Raw genomic sequence first — 15921 nt, forward strand, 5'->3', positions numbered from 1 at the left:
GCATGGCCAAACTCACCCAAGGCACCAAGCTGTACTGGATCAAAGACGCCACGACCGTCGTGGCTGTGGATGCTGTCTCCATCAGCGGCATCTCCGCGCAGCGTGACAGCATCGAAACCACCACGCTGTCCGACAACGCCAAGACCTTCGCACCCGGCCTGATGTCGCCGGGCAGCGCGCAATTCACCATCCAGTTCGACCCGTCGAATACCGCCCACAAGGATTTGCATGCCGCCTATGTCGCTGGCACCCAGATCAAGTGGGCGCTCGGCTGGAGCGACGGCACCGCCGCCCCGACTGCTACTGCTGGCGCTTTCACCCTGCCACCGACTCGTTCGTTCATGTCGTTCGAGGGCTACGTTTCCGACGTGACCTTCGATTTCAGCCTGAACAGCGTCGTGACCTCGCAAGTCTCGGTGCAGGTGTCGGGGATGCCGACGATCTCGGCGAAGGCTTGATCATGAACCTGGCTGAACTGAAGAACGTCGGCGCCTTCATCCCCGCCGAGCCGGTGAAGGTGCCCGTTGAGTGGAAGGGCTACACGTTCGACGTGTGGGTCAAGCGCCTGAGCTTCGGCGACGTGGAGTCGCTGTTCGCGGCAGACGACCGTTCGCGCTCGGCCCGCATGATCGCCGCCGCGCTCCTGCTTGGCGAGAACAAAGAGCCGATCAGCTACGAAGACGCCTATCGCTTGGATGTTTCGCTGGCCTCAAAGCTGATCGAAGCCTTCAACTCGGTCAACGGCGTCCAACCGGGAAACTGAGTGACGCCGACATCGTCTGGCACGAGCTTGTGCTATGCGGCGTCGGCGGGAAAACGATTGCAGAGGCGAAAGCGAACATGAGCTATCACGAGGCACAGCAATGGTTCGCCTACGCCAAGCGAAGCGGTGGCCTGCGGCATAACGATCGACTGCTCGCCACGATCGCCACGCAGATCAACCGGCTGTGTGGTGGGGAAGCTGAAGTGGGCGACTTCCTGCCGAACATGCGAGCGCAACACGACGAAACGGTGGCTGATATGGGCAGTGTGATGAACATTCTTGCGGGTGTGGCGTAATGAGTCGAAGCCTCGGCACGCTCACGCTCGATCTGATCGCCAAGACGGGTGGCTTCGAGTCCGGCATGGACAAGGCCGCCCGGATTGCCGACAGGAAAACCCGCGAGATGGAGCGACAGTCACGTGAGCGGGCCAAGGCGATCGAAGTCGCCTTTACGCGAATGGCGGCAGGCGTCACTGCTGCATGGGGTGCGCTGAACGTTCTGGGTAGCGTCAAGCAGGCGGCTGACCTTGCCGACCAGCTATCGAAGCTCTCGCAACGTACTGGCGTTGCGATCGAGAGTCTGTCGGCCCTGAACTATGCGGCAGGGCTCAACGACGCGACGTTCGACGATATGGGCGAGGCGCTCAAGGGGCTGGCGAACAAGATGTTCGAGGCTGCCAGCAAGGGTGGAGAAGCTGCTGAAGCGTTCGACGCACTGGGCATCCGCGTCACCGACAGCGCCGGGAGGCTGCGCAGTGTCGATACCGTCCTGCTCGACATCGCCGACGCCTTCAGCAAGATGGAAGATGGGGCTGGGAAGTCGGTCATCGCCAACAAGCTGATGGAAGAGTCCGGTATCCGCCTGATCCCGACGCTCAACAACGGGCGTGCAGGGCTGGAAGCGATGCGCCAGGAGGCCGAAGCCCTCGGCGGCATCATGGGCGACGATCTTGCCAAGGCGTCGGTCGAGCTGAACGACAACCTCACCCGGATGCAGACCCTTGCGCAGGGGCTGGCAGCAAGCGTGGGCAACGCTTTGATTCCAACGATCAATGCACTGGCGAGGGAGTTCTTGAACGCACGGCGTGCCGGGCTTTCGTTCATGGAGGCGCTGGTCGGCATCGGGCTGTCGGACCCGACGAAGTCACCGGCAGAACATATCGCCCGCCTTAACGCCGAACTGGAAACCCTCGAGAACGGCAAGTGGCACGAGAAGTCGCTGTTCGGGAATCTGGTGCCCGACAAGATGATCGAGCAGAAGCGCAAGGAACTCGAATACTGGCGGCTGATGCAACAGGGCATGGAAGGCGGCAACGCACCCACCTTGCCCGCTGTCACGGTCACTGCACCGCTCCTGCCGACACCTCCCAAGACGCCGAAGGGCAAAACTGCGCCCGAGCTTGATCCGCAGGGCGCGTACCTGAAGACGATCGCGGCACTGTTCGAGATTCAGGGCAAGGCCATCACCGGGGCGTTCGAACTCACTGCTGCACAGTCGGAACTGCTGTCGGTCATGGCCTCCCCAGAATGGGCAAAGATGTCACCGGCCATGCAAGAGGCGATCGTCGCGCAATCGCGGCTTGCCAGCGAAGCCGAGAAGGCAGCCGTCGAGCAAGAAAAACTGAACGCGCTGCTGGCAGCTACGCCCACTGCCCAACTTGAGGCGCAACGGGCCACGATGCAGTTCCTGGCTGACGCGTTCGAGAAGGGCAAGATCAGCGTCGAGCAGTACAACGAGGCTGTGAATGCTGCACTGGGCAACACCGCGCCGCTAGAGAAGATGCAGGAAAGCGTTCTGAGCCTTGAAACGGTGATGAACGATGCCGCCCGGAACATGGCCGATGCCTTCACCGACTTCGCTATGGGCGTCGAGACTGACGCCGGCAAGATGGCCGAGGCGTTCATCGCCGACATCCTGCGCATGATCGTTCAGGCGCAGATGCTGCAAGCAGTGCAGGCTACGATGGGCCTCTTTGGCTTCGCCAAGGGTGGCGTGTTCGACGGCGGGTTGCAGCCCTTCGCATCCGGTGGCGTCGTCAATTCGCCGACGTTCTTCAAGTTCGCATCCGGCGGCGGCTTCAAGAATGGCCTGATGGGCGAAGCAGGACCGGAGGCCATTCTCCCGCTCAAGCGAGGCAGCGATGGAAAACTGGGCGTCAGCATGAACGGCGGCGGCGGTAATAACGTCGTCGTCAATGTGCATGAAGCACCCGGCACGCAAGCACGTGTGCAAAAGGGTACGGATGCGCAGGGCAATATGACGCTGGACATCATCGTTGAGCAGATCGAAGGCAAGATGGCTTCCAATCTCGCACGCGGGCGCAGTCCGATCGGCAACACGATGGAAAACGTGTATGGCCTGAACCGTGCAGCAGGGGCGCGTCGATGAGCACGCCGACGTTCCCCACGACGCTGCCGAAGCCCTCGATGCGCCAATACAGCCTGACGCCGATGAACAACGTCCTGCGCACTGAGATGGAGTCCGGCCCTGCGAGAACTCGACGCCGCTATATCTCCGTGCCGACCGACGTGTCGGTGACTTGGACCCTGACGCTTGCCGAGCTTGACGCGTTCCAGACGTTCTACCGGGAAACGATCTATGACGGGGCAGGTTGGTTCCAGATGCCCGTCGTGATGGGTGACGGCGAAGCCATGCGCAAAGCGCGATTCAAGCAACCCTATCAAGCCGAGGCAGTCGTCAACGAACACGTTTGGCGCGTCACGGCAACCCTCGAAGTGATGGAGCTTTAACGATGGCTATCTTTGTGTGGGTTCCGACCTACGGCAGCGCCCTGACTGTGCAGCCGGAAGTGCATGTAATCCCGCCTGATCAGTTCGGCAGCGACGCCGAGCGACGGATTCAGATCGGCACGCAGCACATCAGGCGTGTGTGGTCGCTGACCTTTGAGAACCGGGCGAACGAGACTGCCGACCAGATCGAAGCGTTCTTGACTGCGCGTGGCGGACTGGAGACGTTCGACTGGGTGCCGCCGCATGGGGTGGTTGGGAAGTGGGTTTGCCGCGAGTGGGGCAGCAGCCCGACTAGCCCGACCACCCGTAGCGTGAGCGCGACCTTCGAGGAAGTGTTCGAAGTCTAGTCAGGACTTAACGGATAACAGCGCAGCTATGGCTGTACCAACTACGGTGATTACGGTAGTTACTACAGCAATAGTCAGCGGGTGGCGGAGTGCACGCCGCAACACAGATGGACGTGCTGTATCCCCAATATCAAGGCCCTGACCTACCTCGATAGTTCGAGGCGGCTTTCCAGACTTGTCTGATTGCGCATCCTTGATAATGGTCGCGCCGGGGCCGATTGCGAGGTCGCCTGACCCTACATGCAACTGCCCCACATTTATGCTTAGATTGCGCTGATCACTTCCCTTTGCAGTTACGGCTCCGGTTCCACCGACGAACTCCAACCCGCCCTCAAGGGCTTCGTATCCTTTATCAAGGATCTGGCCGCATCCGCCTTCTGGGCCGAACATCGGTTGCCAACGAATAAAACCTTGTTCCTTAAGCCAATCGCATACTTGCGTGATCCGGCCGACCGGTCCCATCAGGTCCGCAAACTCTTGTGGAGAGGGAACGTAGAATCGAGAGTCATCTTCATCGTACTTCGCGGCGAAGAAACGCAGCAGCAGCCATCGGCGTTGGGATGTGGAAATCGAGCCAGCGAAAACCGAAGGGTGGATCTTCCAGACGGCGGCCGCAGCGTAACGGTGCCCTGTGTGGTGCTCGTCTAGCACTTTCACCTGCTCCAAGAGCCCTACAGCCTCAAAGGCACGGAGCGAGCTAACCAAGACTTGGAACGACTCGTAGTCATCTCCTTTGACCGCGCTTCCAGTCTTGCGGTCTCGTATCAATCCGCAGACTTTGCCATCACCTTGATCCCAAGCCATCTCGTTGTAACCTCACTCCACCCGCCTCAGTTTATCGAAGGTGCTCGGCCCGCGCGATCGCATCAACCAAAGTCCATTGATGATCAGGGTTTGTTGTTACCTCGCAGAGGAGAAGGGGGTTGATTCCAATCTCATGCAAGTATGCGATGGGGTCGTCTAGCCATCGGTCGTTACAAAAGACGAACCCAATGACTTTCCTTTCCTCCTCCAGAAGCCCCGTGAGCAGTTCCAACTCCTTGGCGGAGTAGTATTCCGACGGGTCGTAGTCCCACTTTTGGGCGTTACATTTGTAGCAGAGCATCACGATGTTCCCCGGTTCGCGCCTGCCACCAGCACTGAAAGGAATGTGGTGGTCAAGCTGTAGATCGCCGGAACAACCGCACGCAAAGCAACGGCCTCGAAAAAGGGAAATCAGCTCATTGCGGAAGTGATTCCAAATCACGCCGTACCCATAGCGGTCGAGAAAGGCCTCACGGTCCTGGCGTCGGGCCTGCTTGGCGTCCTTTGCTTGCAAACTCCTCTTCCGTCCCTTTGGTCGCGACTGCGGCCTGTGGACGTTAAAGGGGGCGCCAGGTAGGGGCTGCGCGCCGCAGAGTTCTCTCAGGGATATGAGTTCGCCCGTTTTCGAGTCGAAGGCTGACTCGACCTGATCGAACCGGATCAGATGCATGTGTCGGTCTTCGGGTGCTAGCGCGGAAAACTGCTCGGCACCATATGGGACGAACGCTGTCATCTTCTCCTGCACTACCTTGCGGCGTGTCTCACGATACCGAACGGTCAGCGTTCTCATCTCGATGCTCAGTCGCGCATCACGCGGGCCAACGCTTTCTTTGCCGCCGTCGCTGCCTTCTTCGCACGCTCGACTTCCGCCTCCGCCGCTGCGAGTAGGTTCATCGCAGCCTCAACGTTAGTGCCCGGTAGCCAGCCTACGACCTTTGCCACCTCGTTCTCGTTGTTGCTGACGATGCCATCCACCGCGCCGTAAAGAATGTTGAAGCGGTGCTTGCAATACTGGCCCACCACACCGGCAGGACAGGTGCAGGTGGCCGTGAGGTTCGAGCCCTCACGGCTGAAGACGACTTCGTAGGGTTCCGATGCTGAGCCTTGTACCTGGAATGTAACCGACGCCATCTCACGTTCTCCGATCACTGCTTGGCGTCAGCAGGCACGACGCCAGAGCGCAAAAAGTCGACGAATGTCGCTTGCGCGCAGATGTAGAAGCCTTCTTCAACGTAGGAGCCAGGCTCTCCGGGTTGCCACTCGAAGAACTTGAACCCAACGGAGCCGGGCTGGATGAGCTTCTGTTCGACCTTGTCAGGGCTGGCCTGAGTGATCTTCGCGAGGAAACGGTTCAGTTCCTTCGTGCCGGCGATCATCTCTCGCGAGCCGAGAAGGTCGTTCTCGCGGAACGCGAACGCGGGAGGGGCGCCCTCCGTCCATTCCTGATAGCGCCTCTTGACCTTCTCGCCGTCAGCGTTGGTGATGGTTTTCACCCGCTCGGAGAAAACGATGTCTAGCGCCGGACGGAATGCCTTCGGAACCCTGAACGCCCACCCAACGGCGCACCCTTCATCGTCGAAGGTGACTTCTGGCACCCGGCGCTTGGTGTTGCGCTCGGTAGGCTTGGGCAGGTCTTCGTCTTCTGTATCCATGCGACTGTCGAGTAGTTGGCGCATGGTGGAGTATGACAAAGTTCTCATCCCAATGGGAATGAAGTCCTACCCTGCCCGCTTTTCGTTGCGCATCTCGCATCGGGTCGCTACGCTCCGGCCTTGAGCGATGGGCTCGCTCAAGCAGTGGATGAGCTTAGGAACTGTCCAATTTCTGTCCAACCCGGATGGACAAGAGCGCAAATTTTATCAAAGCATTTGTATTGAAATCAATGACTTACATTAATGTCTACGACATGTGCAAGGCGGTCGATCGCGGCATGCGCATGGACGGCATCCAGTTGCTGGAAAAGCTCGGCGGCAAGTCGGGGCACTGGACCGCAGCCTGACGCTGCGGCATGAAACCGCTTCTCTCTGCGGCACGGGCAACGCGCCGCCCCGGTTTCGGGCGGCACATGCTGCGGCTGGTTCTCGCGCTCGCGGCCAGCCTGTCGCCCCTTGCGCTGCAGGCCACCGTACCGGTTCCTCCCGATCCACTGAAGCGCGTCGAACTGTCGGAGAGCGAACGGCTCTACGTCGCGCTCACCCAACGCATCACGATGTGCGTCGACCCGGACTGGGAGCCCTTCGAACGCATCAACGCGGCTGGTGAGCACGAAGGCATTGCGGCCGATCTGTTGCGGCTGGTTGCGCAGCGGGTCGGCCTCGAGCTCCAGCTCATCCCGGTTTCGTCCTGGGACGAAAGCCTCGAAGCGTCGAAGGCGGGCCGTTGCCAGATCCTGAGCTTCCTCAACCGGACCGACTCGCGGGAGCAGTGGCTGCGCTTCACAGCCCCGATCTTCCTCGACCCCAACGTTCTCATCACCCGGGAGGAGCACCCATTCATCGCTGACGCGCATGCGCTGAACAGCAAGCGCATCGCCTTGCCGCGAGGGACGATGGTTGAGGAGCGCATCCGGCGCGACTTTCCGAACCTGAAGGTGGTCCTGACCCACAATGAGGCAGAAGCGATCGAGCTCGTCTCCGCCCGCCAGGCGGACATGACGCTGCGATCGCTGATCGTCGCCGCCTACACGATCAAGAAAGAAGGCCTGTTCAACCTCAAGATCGCCGGCCAGATTCCCGAATACGCCAATGCCCTGAGCATCGGGGTATTGAAGGACGAGTCGATCCTGCACGGCATTCTCGACAAGGGGGTGCGCTCGGTGACGCCACAGGAACGCGAACTCATCACGAACCGCCACGTCGCAGTCAAGGTGCAGAACGATGTCGACTACGCACTGGTGTGGAAGGTCGTCATCGCCGCAACGCTCGTCGTGATCGCCGTAATCGCATGGAACCGCAAGGTGGGCGAACTCGAGCGGGCCCGTGCGGCGCTGGCGGAACAACGCATGGAGGAAGAGCGCCGGGCGCGCCTGGAGCAGAGCCGCCTCGTGGCCCTGTTGTCGCACGAGGTGCGCACACCACTCGCAATCATCGACGGTGCCGCGCAGTCGCTCAAGCTGCTCCTCGACAGCGGGGACGACGAGCGCCTGCGCCGGGTCGAGCGCATCCGTCAGGGCGTCCGGCGACTCACTGCGCTGACGAGCCAGTTTCTGGCAAAGGACCGGCTTGACGACGAGACCTTGACGCTGAGGCCTGAGCCTGCTGACTGCGCCGAGCTGCTGCGGGGCCTGCAGGGCCAGCTCGAGGATGGCGACCGCATCCGGCTCACGATCGAAGGCGACTGCAGCCTTCGCGGCGACGCCAACCTGCTGGAGGTTGCCCTGCGCAACCTGCTCGTCAACGCATTGCGGTATTCGCCGCCCGGCTCGGTCGTTGGCGCCCGAGCTGTCGGTAGCGTGCATGACGTAATGCTTGCCGTTGCCGACAACGGGCCAGGCCTGGCCCCGGAAGTTCGCCAGAACCTGTTCGCAAGCTATCTGCGCGGCGCCGACGTACAGGACAAGCCTGGCGCAGGCCTCGGGCTCTACCTGGTCAAGCGGGTCGTCGACCTGCACGGCGGCGCAATCTCGGTATCGGACGCAGCGGCCAGGGGGACCGAGTTCGTCATCACCCTGCCAAAGGCTGCGGTCGCCATCGACTCCCTTGGGTCCTGATGCGGCCGCAGCTGAACGCTGTCGGGCTGCAGCGCACGCATACCCCCGAGGAAGGTGACACCGTCCATGCCCGGCATGTGAAAGTCGCGTCGAACACGGCCACCTGATAGCGCATTTACGGGACGCGGCCGAGGGCCTTGATCGCGACGGACTCCTCGTCGAAGACCGTTCCGGCGGAGAAGGAACGCGTCGGCAAAGCTCAGGCGTCAACTGCGAGGTAATAGCCCATGCCCCGCCTTGCACGAATAGGAAATGCCTCACCGGTACGACGGCCGATCTTGATGCGGAGGCGACTGACGATGACCTCGATTCGATGCTTGTCGACATCCTCGGCCTGCATCCCGAGCACCTTGCCCAGTTCCTGTGTGGTGCACACCTCGGGCTCCGCCCGCACGAGGGCGCGCACGATCAGCAGCTCCTGAAGCGTCAGGGCGACCTCGATCCCAGCGCGCGGCGACACGACCTGCGCTGCGGACAAATCCAACTTCCAACCCCCTGCAGCCACCATGCCGCCAGCTTCGGAGCGCGACGCGATCGACTGCTCGGGCACGAAGCGTTCGCCAAGCCGCTTGAGCACCAGGACCAGTTCATCTAGATCGACCGGTTTCGGCAGATAGGCATCCGCCCCGGCGCCAAGCCCCTCCATGCGTTCGTCCCGGCGCACTCGAGCCGAAACGAAGACGATGCCCAGCCGCTTATCGTGCTCGCGCAGATAGCGGCAGATCGACAAGCCGTCCTCGCCAGGAAGACCGATATCAAGCAGCGCAACCACCCTCGGATTCACTGCCAAGTGGCGATACAACTCACCCGCATTGGCGAAGGTCGCGACCTTGAAGCCATGTCGGCGCAGCTGGAAACCCAGTTCTTCGAGAAGGATCGGCTCGTCGTCGACGATGGCGACGGTGTAGTCGGGACTGAAGGGCGGCATCGGGACTAAGGGCAGACGAAAGTCGGCGAAGCATATCGCATAGGCAGTCTGCGCACGACACGCCGCGCGGCGTCAGCGCCGCCCGTCCGCGCCAAGCGCGCAACCATCTGCGTGCAAACTTCACGGTGAGTTGAAGACTCGGACAGGGCGCCTGCCGAAGAACGGAAAGACTCACAACCCTGAGAGCATCTGTGAGTTTATTTTTTTCGCGTTGTTTTAGCCTTTATGTGGAAACAGAGTCCGAATGAAAAATTACACGCTCAAACATCAATAACCGTCAGTTCAAGGTCTGCCATGAACAAGATCTACCGCGTTGTCTGGAATCACGCTCAAGGGGTATGGCAAGTCGCATCGGAAGCCATCCGGGGCCGGTCGAAAGGCATCTCTGCAGGACGCACCGTGCGCCGAAGCGCGATGCGCCTGGCGTTCGCCGCATCCACGGCGTTCGCTTCGGGAATCGCACTGGCCACCCCGGCCGTCTTCTTTGACGGGGTTGTCTCCAGCGGGCAGACCAACTTCAGCCGGGTCGTCAAAGAAGCGACAGGTGATGCCATCATCTATTCGTTCGACCTCGCGGCCGTCGCTTCTGGCAGCGCCTTCGTCGTCAGCGCCACGGGCGGTGCCGATGTCTATGTCACCGCGACCCGCAACGGATCCTCCAGCAGCTTCTCCGGCGGCTTTGACAACTGGAGCGTGGGCGTTTCCGGTACCGGGACCGCCGCCTGGCAGGAGATCATCACCGAGGGTTTCCGCCTGAGCTTCTACACGGATGCGGCACTGACGAACCCCCACCTGATCAACGCCGTTGGTATCGCGGTTAATGACTGGGGCACCTGCTGCACCGGGAGTAACGTCACACCCGATGGAAGCACGGCCGCCGGCTCGGCGATCTATGCGGTGTTCGATCCCGACGGCGCGCAGAGCACGACCCTCATCGGCAACATCACGGATGCGGCGGCACGGGCCGACACCGATGGGGACAACAGGCACTTCGTCGCCGCAATCGACGATCGCAACACCTTTTCCTCGGTAGCGTTCGCGCCGAACGGGAGTGGCGAGGCATTTGGTGCCGGCGGTGTGCTGATGTTCTCCGTCGTCGGCATTGGCTCGGTCGCCGATGGCTCCTCCGTCGTCACCGTCGGGACGCCCCCTGTTCCAGAGATCGATACCGCGGTGGGTTTCTACACGACGACGCAACTCATCGCCGACGCGGTGAAACCGGTCTTTGACGGCGGCACGCTGAAGGCTGCCAGCGATGGAACGGTCAGCGATCCGCTCACCGTCAAGGCGACAGGCGGCACGATCGACGCCGCAGGCTTCACGGTGACCTACAGCGGCGCGATCTCCGATGCCAGCGGCGCGCCCGGTGCGATGACGTTCACCGGCGCCGGCACCACCGTGCTGAGCGGAACGAATACTTACTCCGGAGCAACCACGGTCACGGGTGGCACGACCTTGACGCTCTCCGGCACGCTCGCGTCGACGACGATCAGCATCGCCAGTGGCGCGACCATGAACGACAGCAACGGTGGTCTTTCTTCGAGCGCCAGCGTCACGGCAGACGGCGCCTTCAACCTTGGTGCGAACGAGGCGATCAACACCCTCAACGGTAGCGGCACGATCGGATTGGGAAGCAACACGCTGACGGTCAACAACGGCACTTTCTCGGGGGTCATCAGTGGCACGGGCGGGCTGACCAAGACCAGCGGCGGGACGCTCGCCCTTGCTGGGACGAACACGTTCACTGGTCCGGTGGCAATCGACGCCGGCACGCTCACCTTGTCCGGCAGTCTCGCCTCCAGCGCCATCAGCATCGCCGGCGGAGCCACGCTGACCGACGCGAACGGAGGGCTTTCTTCGAGCGCCAGCGTCACGGCGAACGGCACATTCAACCTTGGCGCAAACGAAGCGATCGATGCGCTCAACGGCGGAGGTACGGTCGGCCTGGGAAGCAGCAGCCTGGCGGTAAATGGCGGCAGTTTCTCGGGTGTCATCAGCGGCACTGGCGTGCTCGTGAAGACCGGCGCCGGTTCCCTGACCTTGAGTGGCAGCAATACCTATAGCGGCGGCACCCAGATCAATGGCGGTACCGTCATCGTCTCCACCGACGCGAATCTCGGCAACACCGCCGCACCACTTGCCCTGAATGGCGGCACCCTGCGTTCGACCGGAGCCTTCACGACAAACCGGACGACGACACTGACTGGAACAGGCACCTTCCAGACCGATACCGGCACGACCCTCACCCACGATGGCGCCGTCGGGGGCACCGGTGCGTTGGACAAGAGTGGCGCCGGCACACTGCAGCTCTGTGGTGACGTGAGCCACAGTGGCGGGACGACGGTCAGCGCCGGACGACTCGACCTGTGCGGCAACGTCACGGCCACGGGAGGCGTCGATGTCGCGGCAGGCGCCACCCTCGCGCTGCTTGATTCGGCGAGCCTGGCCAGCGCAAGCCTGCTGGACATTGACGGTACGCTCGACATCTCCGGCTCCCTGATCGACGCGACCGTACGCGCCCTGACCGGCTCGGGCTCGGTCGTTCTCGGCAGCCGCGACCTTACGCTGTCAGATGCCAGCGGCACCTTCGCCGGCATCATTTCCGGCTCTGGCGGCATCACCGTCGATGGCGGAACACAGACGCTGAGCGGCAACAACACCTATACCGGCTACACGGTGATCAACACCGGCGCCGGCTTGGCGCTCGCCGGCAGTGGCCAGGCGGGCACCGGCAGCACGCTCGTGAACAACGGCAGCTTCGACATCAGCGGCAAGACCGACGACGCCCTGCTCGCGAACATGGTCGGCGCCGGAAACGTGAACCTCGGTGCCAATGAACTGACACTGGCCAATGCCAGTGGCAATTTCGATGGTGCTATTTCCGGCACCGGCAGCCTGAACGTCGCCGGCGGCATTGCCACACTGGGCGGCAACAGCACCTACACCGGTGGCACGACCATCGGCGCCGGGGCCACGGTGCGCATCTCCGCCGATACCAACCTGGGCGATACGAGCGGTGAACTCCGTATCGACGGAGGCACCCTGCAAACGACGGCGAGCTTCTCCAGCGCCCGCGACATGGTTCTGAGCGGCAACGCCACGTTGCAGAGCGCTGCCGCGACGACCTTCTCCCACTCGGGCGACGTCACGGGCAGCGGGGCACTGGTCAAGAACGGCGGCGGCACCCTCATCATGTCCGGGGATCTCTCCCATGACGGCGGCACCGTGGTCAATGCCGGCACCCTCCAGCTTTACGGAGACAATGCCTATACCGGCGGAACGACCCTGAACGGCGGTACGCTCAAGGTTGCCAGCGATGCCAGCCTGGGCGATGCGTCCAGCGGCATCGTCGTGAATGGCGGAACGCTGCGAACAACGTCCAGCTTCACCTCGACACGTGCGATCACTGCCGCCGGGAATGGCACCCTGAGTGCCGACAGCGGCACCACACTGACCCTGTCCGGCTCCATCGAAGGCAGTGGTCAACTGACCAAGTCAGGTACCGGCACGCTCGTGCTGTCGGGCGACAACTCCGGCGGCCACTCTGCTGGCAGCGGGTGGACAGGCGGCCTCATTGTCAACAACGGCCTGGTCCAGGTAACCAATGCGTGGGGCCTTGGCTGGGGCAACGTCACGATCAACGGCGGCTCGGTGAACACGACCGTCGACATCCTGACGGGGCAGACCATCGCTCTGGCGGGCGGCACCATCGTCAATGTCGACGCCTCCACAACGACCACCTTGTCGGGGAACATCACCGATGCGGGCGGCGGCGGCTGCTTCGTGAAGTCGGGCTCAGGCACGCTCAAGCTCACTGGGTCCATGACGCAAAGCAATGGCACCTGCGTGCAGGAAGGCGAGTTGCGCACGAACGGTACCCTGGTCAGCAACGTCACGGTCGATAGCGTGGGGATGTTGCGCGGAACGGGCACGATCGTGGGCGACATGACGGTGAATGGCACGCTCGCCCCGGGCAACTCGCCCGGAACGCTGACCGTAGCAGGTACGGTGACAATGACCCCTGGCAGCACCTACCTCGAAGACATCAACGGTCTCGGTACGGGTGCCGGCGTGGGCAACTATTCTCGCCTGCTGATCACCGGCGCCGGAAACCAGTTCATCGCCGGCGGCGCAACGCTGGCACCGAATCTCGTGGCGATCACCGGCATCGGCACCTACACCCCCTATGTCCCAAGGGTGGGCGATCTGTTCAGGATCATCTCGGCCGAGGGCGGCATCGTTGGCCGCTTTGCACCGCTCTCCCAGCCTGACGGCTTGGCATCGGGCACGCGGATGCTCGCGTTCTACGACGTGTTCGGCAGCAACAGCATCGACCTTGCGGTGGTCCCCAGTTCGTACGCAGCGTTCCTGAGTAACGCGAACTCCAATGCACGCTCTGCCGGCGGGGCTGTCGACCGCATTGTAGACGCCGATCAACTCGGGAGCGCCACGAGAACTCAGAGCGAACTCGCGTACCGCCTCGCCATGCTCGACGCTGGCAGCCTTAAGGGCATGTTTACGGCACTGGCTGGAGAAGTCCATGGTGCGCTTGCCGCGGCGGCCCCGCTGCCGGGCCAGTGGGTCCAGGGCGCGGTTGGACGCCAGTTGCGCAGTGGCGGCCAGAGCGCCGCCGACAACAAGGAGATCGCCGGACGCAACGCGCTGTGGGTGGATGTCGGCGGAGACCATGCCACCTGGGATGCGGACGCGATGGCCTCCGGATTCTCGCTCAACCGCCGCATGCTCGCCTTGGGTAGCGATCTTCATGCCGGGCCCATCGGACGAGTCGGTGTCGGTCTGTCCAACGCAAAGTCCGATGTCTCGGCGAAAGGCGGCAGCGGCACCGTCGAGGAGAACATGATCTTCGTCTATGGACAGTACCGCGTCGGCGACTATTCGATCGACGGTGTCCTGGGCTACGGCATCAACGACTACAAGAGCCGCCGCAGCGATCCGCTTGGCGTCGCCGGCTCACTGCGTTCGGACCTGGATGGTCGTAACGTCTTGGCTGGTGCCACCCTCCGCCGGTCGATCGATTACGGCAGCTTCATCCTCGAGCCCAAGGTTCGCATCCTGCTGCAGCACAGTACGCGCGAAGCCGGCAGGGAGAGTGGTGAATCGCAAGCTGCGCTGAGCCTGTCACGCCATTCGGCCGACGGAGCCCGCGTCGTCCTCGGTGCCAACCTGGCTTCGCCAGAACGCGATCCGCTGCAGGCCGACCACACGTATCAGGCGGGCTTCGGTGTCGGCGTCGACAACGGCGACGCTCTCCAACCGTCCCTGCAGTCCTCCCTTGCGGATTCGCGGCACACGATCCATGCACCCGATGCAGGTCGGGCCTTCGCCGAACTCGGAGGCTCTGCCACGATACGCATGTCGTCCGACACCTACGCCTTCATCGGCGTCAATGGGGAAGCGCGTTCCGGCAAGCGAAGCTACGGCGGAAACGTTGGTGTGCGGATATCGTTCTGACGGCTCGCCAGCCAACCGCCATGACCTTCGTGGGCCGACATTCGTTGGCTCGCGAAGGTCAGGCCCGCAGCGCCCTTCTTGCCAAGGTCTTCACGCACGGGGCAATTACGCCGACCGCATACCGACAGATCAGCCCACGTCATCGTCCCGAGCCGCCAGCCGCACCATCACCAGCGGAAAAGCGCCCGCACCGGCCAGCGCCACGGCCGACACCAGGAAGGCCAGGCCGGCCATCGGGTCGGCCAGCGCCGGATGCAAGCGCGCACCCTCGCCGGCAAAGCAGACGACGGCGGCCAGCGCGCACAGTACAGCCAGCACGAACAGCATCAGCGCGGAAAGCGGCATCCGCCGCGGGGAAGCGTTCTGCATGGTCTAAAGATTCTCAGAGGTGTCGTCAGGCACGGTCATGCACCGTGAAAGCGCATCCGCCATGGCAACTCGCCCTGGATGAACAACCGCGCCTCGTCGGACTGCGGCCGGGCGAAAAAGCGCTGTACCGGCGTATGCTCGCGCACCCGTCCGCCGGACATGAAGACGATGTCGTCGCCCAGGCGGGTGGCCTGGCCGAGGTTGTGGGTGACCATCAGGATGCGGGTGCCGTCGGTACGGATCTCGCGGATGATGCGCTCGACCTCGCCGCTGGCCGAGGGGTCGAGGCTGGCGGTGGGCTCGTCGAGCAGCAGCAGGCGCGGCTTCGTCAGCCATGCACGGGCCAGTGCGAGGCGCTGTTGTTCGCCGCCGGAGAGTTGGCGCGCGCTGTCCTCGGCACGGTCGGCCAGACCGACACGCTCGAGCATCGCCAGCGCCCGCCGCCTGCGCTCGGCCGCGGACACACCGAGCGGCTTCAGGCCCAGCGCCACGTTGTGCCTCACCGAGGCGCGCAGCATCATCGGCCGCTGAAACACCATCATCACGCCCTGCTCGGGCCGGCGGATGCCCTCGTCGCCCCAGGTCATGCTGCCGGCATCCGGTTCGATCAGGCCGCAGATCGTGCGCAGCAGCACGCTCTTGCCCGCCCCGTTGGGGCCCAGCACCAGGGTAATGCCCTCGTCGCCCAGATCGAGATCGATACCGGCCAGCACCTCGCGGCCGTTGGGCTGGTAACGCAGGTCGCGGATGCGCAGGGGGAAGATCGCCATCGTCCGTC

15 protein-coding genes and 1 pseudogene are annotated in these 15921 nt (G+C 62.9%); 9 read left to right on the top strand and 7 right to left on the bottom strand.

All coding sequences use genetic code 11. The features are described 5' to 3' along the window. The first annotated feature begins 2 nt into the window (after positions 1 to 2). The 6 genes from AC731_RS09480 (at position 3) to AC731_RS09505 (ending at position 3861) form a co-directional block, all read left to right on the top strand. On the top strand, positions 3 to 458 hold the full coding sequence (locus tag AC731_RS09480) for a phage tail tube protein (protein ID WP_048705553.1): 456 nt from the start codon (positions 3 to 5) through the stop codon (positions 456 to 458). A 2-nt stretch (positions 459 to 460) separates the two neighbouring features. Continuing rightward, a complete protein-coding gene (locus tag AC731_RS09485; protein WP_048705555.1) occupies positions 461 to 763 on the top strand; it encodes a phage tail assembly chaperone family protein, TAC in 303 nt (100 codons plus the stop codon). A 77-nt stretch (positions 764 to 840) separates the two neighbouring features. Next, positions 841 to 1059: a hypothetical protein gene (locus AC731_RS09490; RefSeq protein ID WP_048705557.1), complete on the top strand. Its 219-nt coding sequence runs from the start codon at positions 841 to 843 to the stop codon at positions 1057 to 1059. Next, the gene (locus AC731_RS09495; RefSeq protein ID WP_048705561.1) at positions 1059 to 3152 is read left to right on the top strand and encodes a phage tail tape measure C-terminal domain-containing protein; all 2094 of its coding nucleotides are present in this window, start codon (positions 1059 to 1061) and stop codon (positions 3150 to 3152) included. The genes AC731_RS09490 and AC731_RS09495 overlap by 1 nt, the downstream gene beginning before the upstream one ends. Then, a complete protein-coding gene (locus tag AC731_RS09500; RefSeq protein WP_048705563.1) occupies positions 3149 to 3514 on the top strand; it encodes a hypothetical protein in 366 nt (121 codons plus the stop codon). The genes AC731_RS09495 and AC731_RS09500 overlap by 4 nt, the downstream gene beginning before the upstream one ends. A gap of 2 nt (positions 3515 to 3516) precedes the next feature. Next, positions 3517 to 3861, top strand: a complete 345-nt coding sequence (locus AC731_RS09505; RefSeq protein WP_048705565.1) for a phage tail protein — start codon at positions 3517 to 3519, stop codon at positions 3859 to 3861. Here AC731_RS09505 and AC731_RS19895 read toward each other — a convergent pair whose 3' ends face one another. Genes AC731_RS19895 through AC731_RS09520 form a run of 4 tightly spaced genes read right to left on the bottom strand, consistent with a single transcriptional unit; the run spans position 3862 to position 6317 of the window. Next, positions 3862 to 4665, bottom strand: a complete 804-nt coding sequence (locus tag AC731_RS19895; RefSeq protein ID WP_156480690.1) for a hypothetical protein — start codon at positions 4663 to 4665, stop codon at positions 3862 to 3864. 31 nt (positions 4666 to 4696) lie between these two features. Beyond that, a complete protein-coding gene (locus tag AC731_RS09510) occupies positions 4697 to 5455 on the bottom strand; it encodes an HNH endonuclease (RefSeq protein ID WP_048705567.1) in 759 nt (252 codons plus the stop codon). Between the two features lie 8 nt (positions 5456 to 5463). Then, complete coding sequence (locus tag AC731_RS09515) at positions 5464 to 5796, bottom strand: hypothetical protein (protein WP_048705569.1); 333 nt, start codon at positions 5794 to 5796, stop codon at positions 5464 to 5466. Between the two features lie 14 nt (positions 5797 to 5810). Beyond that, a complete protein-coding gene (locus tag AC731_RS09520; RefSeq protein WP_156480691.1) occupies positions 5811 to 6317 on the bottom strand; it encodes a hypothetical protein in 507 nt (168 codons plus the stop codon). A gap of 245 nt (positions 6318 to 6562) precedes the next feature. Between AC731_RS09520 and AC731_RS19570 the strand changes: the two are divergent. Continuing rightward, positions 6563 to 6664 (top strand): annotated as a pseudogene (locus AC731_RS19570) (cyclic pyranopterin monophosphate synthase MoaC); the annotation flags it as partial. A gap of 9 nt (positions 6665 to 6673) precedes the next feature. Continuing rightward, the gene (locus AC731_RS09525) at positions 6674 to 8374 is read left to right on the top strand and encodes an ATP-binding protein (protein WP_082794295.1); all 1701 of its coding nucleotides are present in this window, start codon (positions 6674 to 6676) and stop codon (positions 8372 to 8374) included. Positions 8375 to 8573: 199 nt separating this feature from the next. On the opposite strand, the gene AC731_RS09530 is transcribed toward AC731_RS09525, so the two are convergent. Then, positions 8574 to 9302 (bottom strand): response regulator transcription factor, encoded by a 729-nt coding sequence (locus AC731_RS09530; RefSeq protein WP_048705573.1) that lies wholly within the window; start codon positions 9300 to 9302, stop codon positions 8574 to 8576. Between the two features lie 294 nt (positions 9303 to 9596). On the opposite strand from AC731_RS09530, the gene AC731_RS09535 reads away from it, so the two are divergent. Further along, a complete protein-coding gene (locus AC731_RS09535) occupies positions 9597 to 14774 on the top strand; it encodes an autotransporter-associated beta strand repeat-containing protein (protein ID WP_169800063.1) in 5178 nt (1725 codons plus the stop codon). A 129-nt stretch (positions 14775 to 14903) separates the two neighbouring features. Here the strand turns inward: AC731_RS09535 and AC731_RS09540 are convergent, their stop codons facing one another. Next, a complete protein-coding gene (locus AC731_RS09540) occupies positions 14904 to 15143 on the bottom strand; it encodes a hypothetical protein (protein ID WP_038011840.1) in 240 nt (79 codons plus the stop codon). A gap of 35 nt (positions 15144 to 15178) precedes the next feature. Further along, positions 15179 to 15913 carry an ABC transporter ATP-binding protein gene (locus tag AC731_RS09545; RefSeq protein ID WP_004261533.1) on the bottom strand — a complete coding sequence of 245 codons (735 nt, stop codon included), beginning with the start codon at positions 15911 to 15913 and terminating at the stop codon, positions 15179 to 15181. Positions 15914 to 15921: the final 8 nt, after the last annotated feature.

This window comes from Thauera humireducens, assembly GCF_001051995.2.
In the GTDB taxonomy this organism is placed as follows: domain Bacteria; phylum Pseudomonadota; class Gammaproteobacteria; order Burkholderiales; family Rhodocyclaceae; genus Thauera; species Thauera humireducens.

Coding starts and splice junctions, on each gene's coding strand:
- AC731_RS09480 (WP_048705553.1), top strand. CDS start 3: ATGGCCAAACTCACCCAAGGCACCAAGCTGTACTGGATCAAAGACGCC.
- AC731_RS09545 (WP_004261533.1), bottom strand. CDS start 15,913: ATGGCGATCTTCCCCCTGCGCATCCGCGACCTGCGTTACCAGCCCAAC.
- AC731_RS09485 (WP_048705555.1), top strand. CDS start 461: ATGAACCTGGCTGAACTGAAGAACGTCGGCGCCTTCATCCCCGCCGAG.
- AC731_RS09520 (WP_156480691.1), bottom strand. CDS start 6,317: ATGGATACAGAAGACGAAGACCTGCCCAAGCCTACCGAGCGCAACACC.
- AC731_RS09525 (WP_082794295.1), top strand. CDS start 6,674: ATGAAACCGCTTCTCTCTGCGGCACGGGCAACGCGCCGCCCCGGTTTC.
- AC731_RS09505 (WP_048705565.1), top strand. CDS start 3,517: ATGGCTATCTTTGTGTGGGTTCCGACCTACGGCAGCGCCCTGACTGTG.
- AC731_RS09540 (WP_038011840.1), bottom strand. CDS start 15,143: ATGCAGAACGCTTCCCCGCGGCGGATGCCGCTTTCCGCGCTGATGCTG.
- AC731_RS19895 (WP_156480690.1), bottom strand. CDS start 4,665: ATGGCTTGGGATCAAGGTGATGGCAAAGTCTGCGGATTGATACGAGAC.
- AC731_RS09530 (WP_048705573.1), bottom strand. CDS start 9,302: ATGCCGCCCTTCAGTCCCGACTACACCGTCGCCATCGTCGACGACGAG.
- AC731_RS09490 (WP_048705557.1), top strand. CDS start 841: ATGAGCTATCACGAGGCACAGCAATGGTTCGCCTACGCCAAGCGAAGC.
- AC731_RS09500 (WP_048705563.1), top strand. CDS start 3,149: ATGAGCACGCCGACGTTCCCCACGACGCTGCCGAAGCCCTCGATGCGC.
- AC731_RS09510 (WP_048705567.1), bottom strand. CDS start 5,455: ATGAGAACGCTGACCGTTCGGTATCGTGAGACACGCCGCAAGGTAGTG.
- AC731_RS09495 (WP_048705561.1), top strand. CDS start 1,059: ATGAGTCGAAGCCTCGGCACGCTCACGCTCGATCTGATCGCCAAGACG.
- AC731_RS09535 (WP_169800063.1), top strand. CDS start 9,597: ATGAACAAGATCTACCGCGTTGTCTGGAATCACGCTCAAGGGGTATGG.
- AC731_RS09515 (WP_048705569.1), bottom strand. CDS start 5,796: ATGGCGTCGGTTACATTCCAGGTACAAGGCTCAGCATCGGAACCCTAC.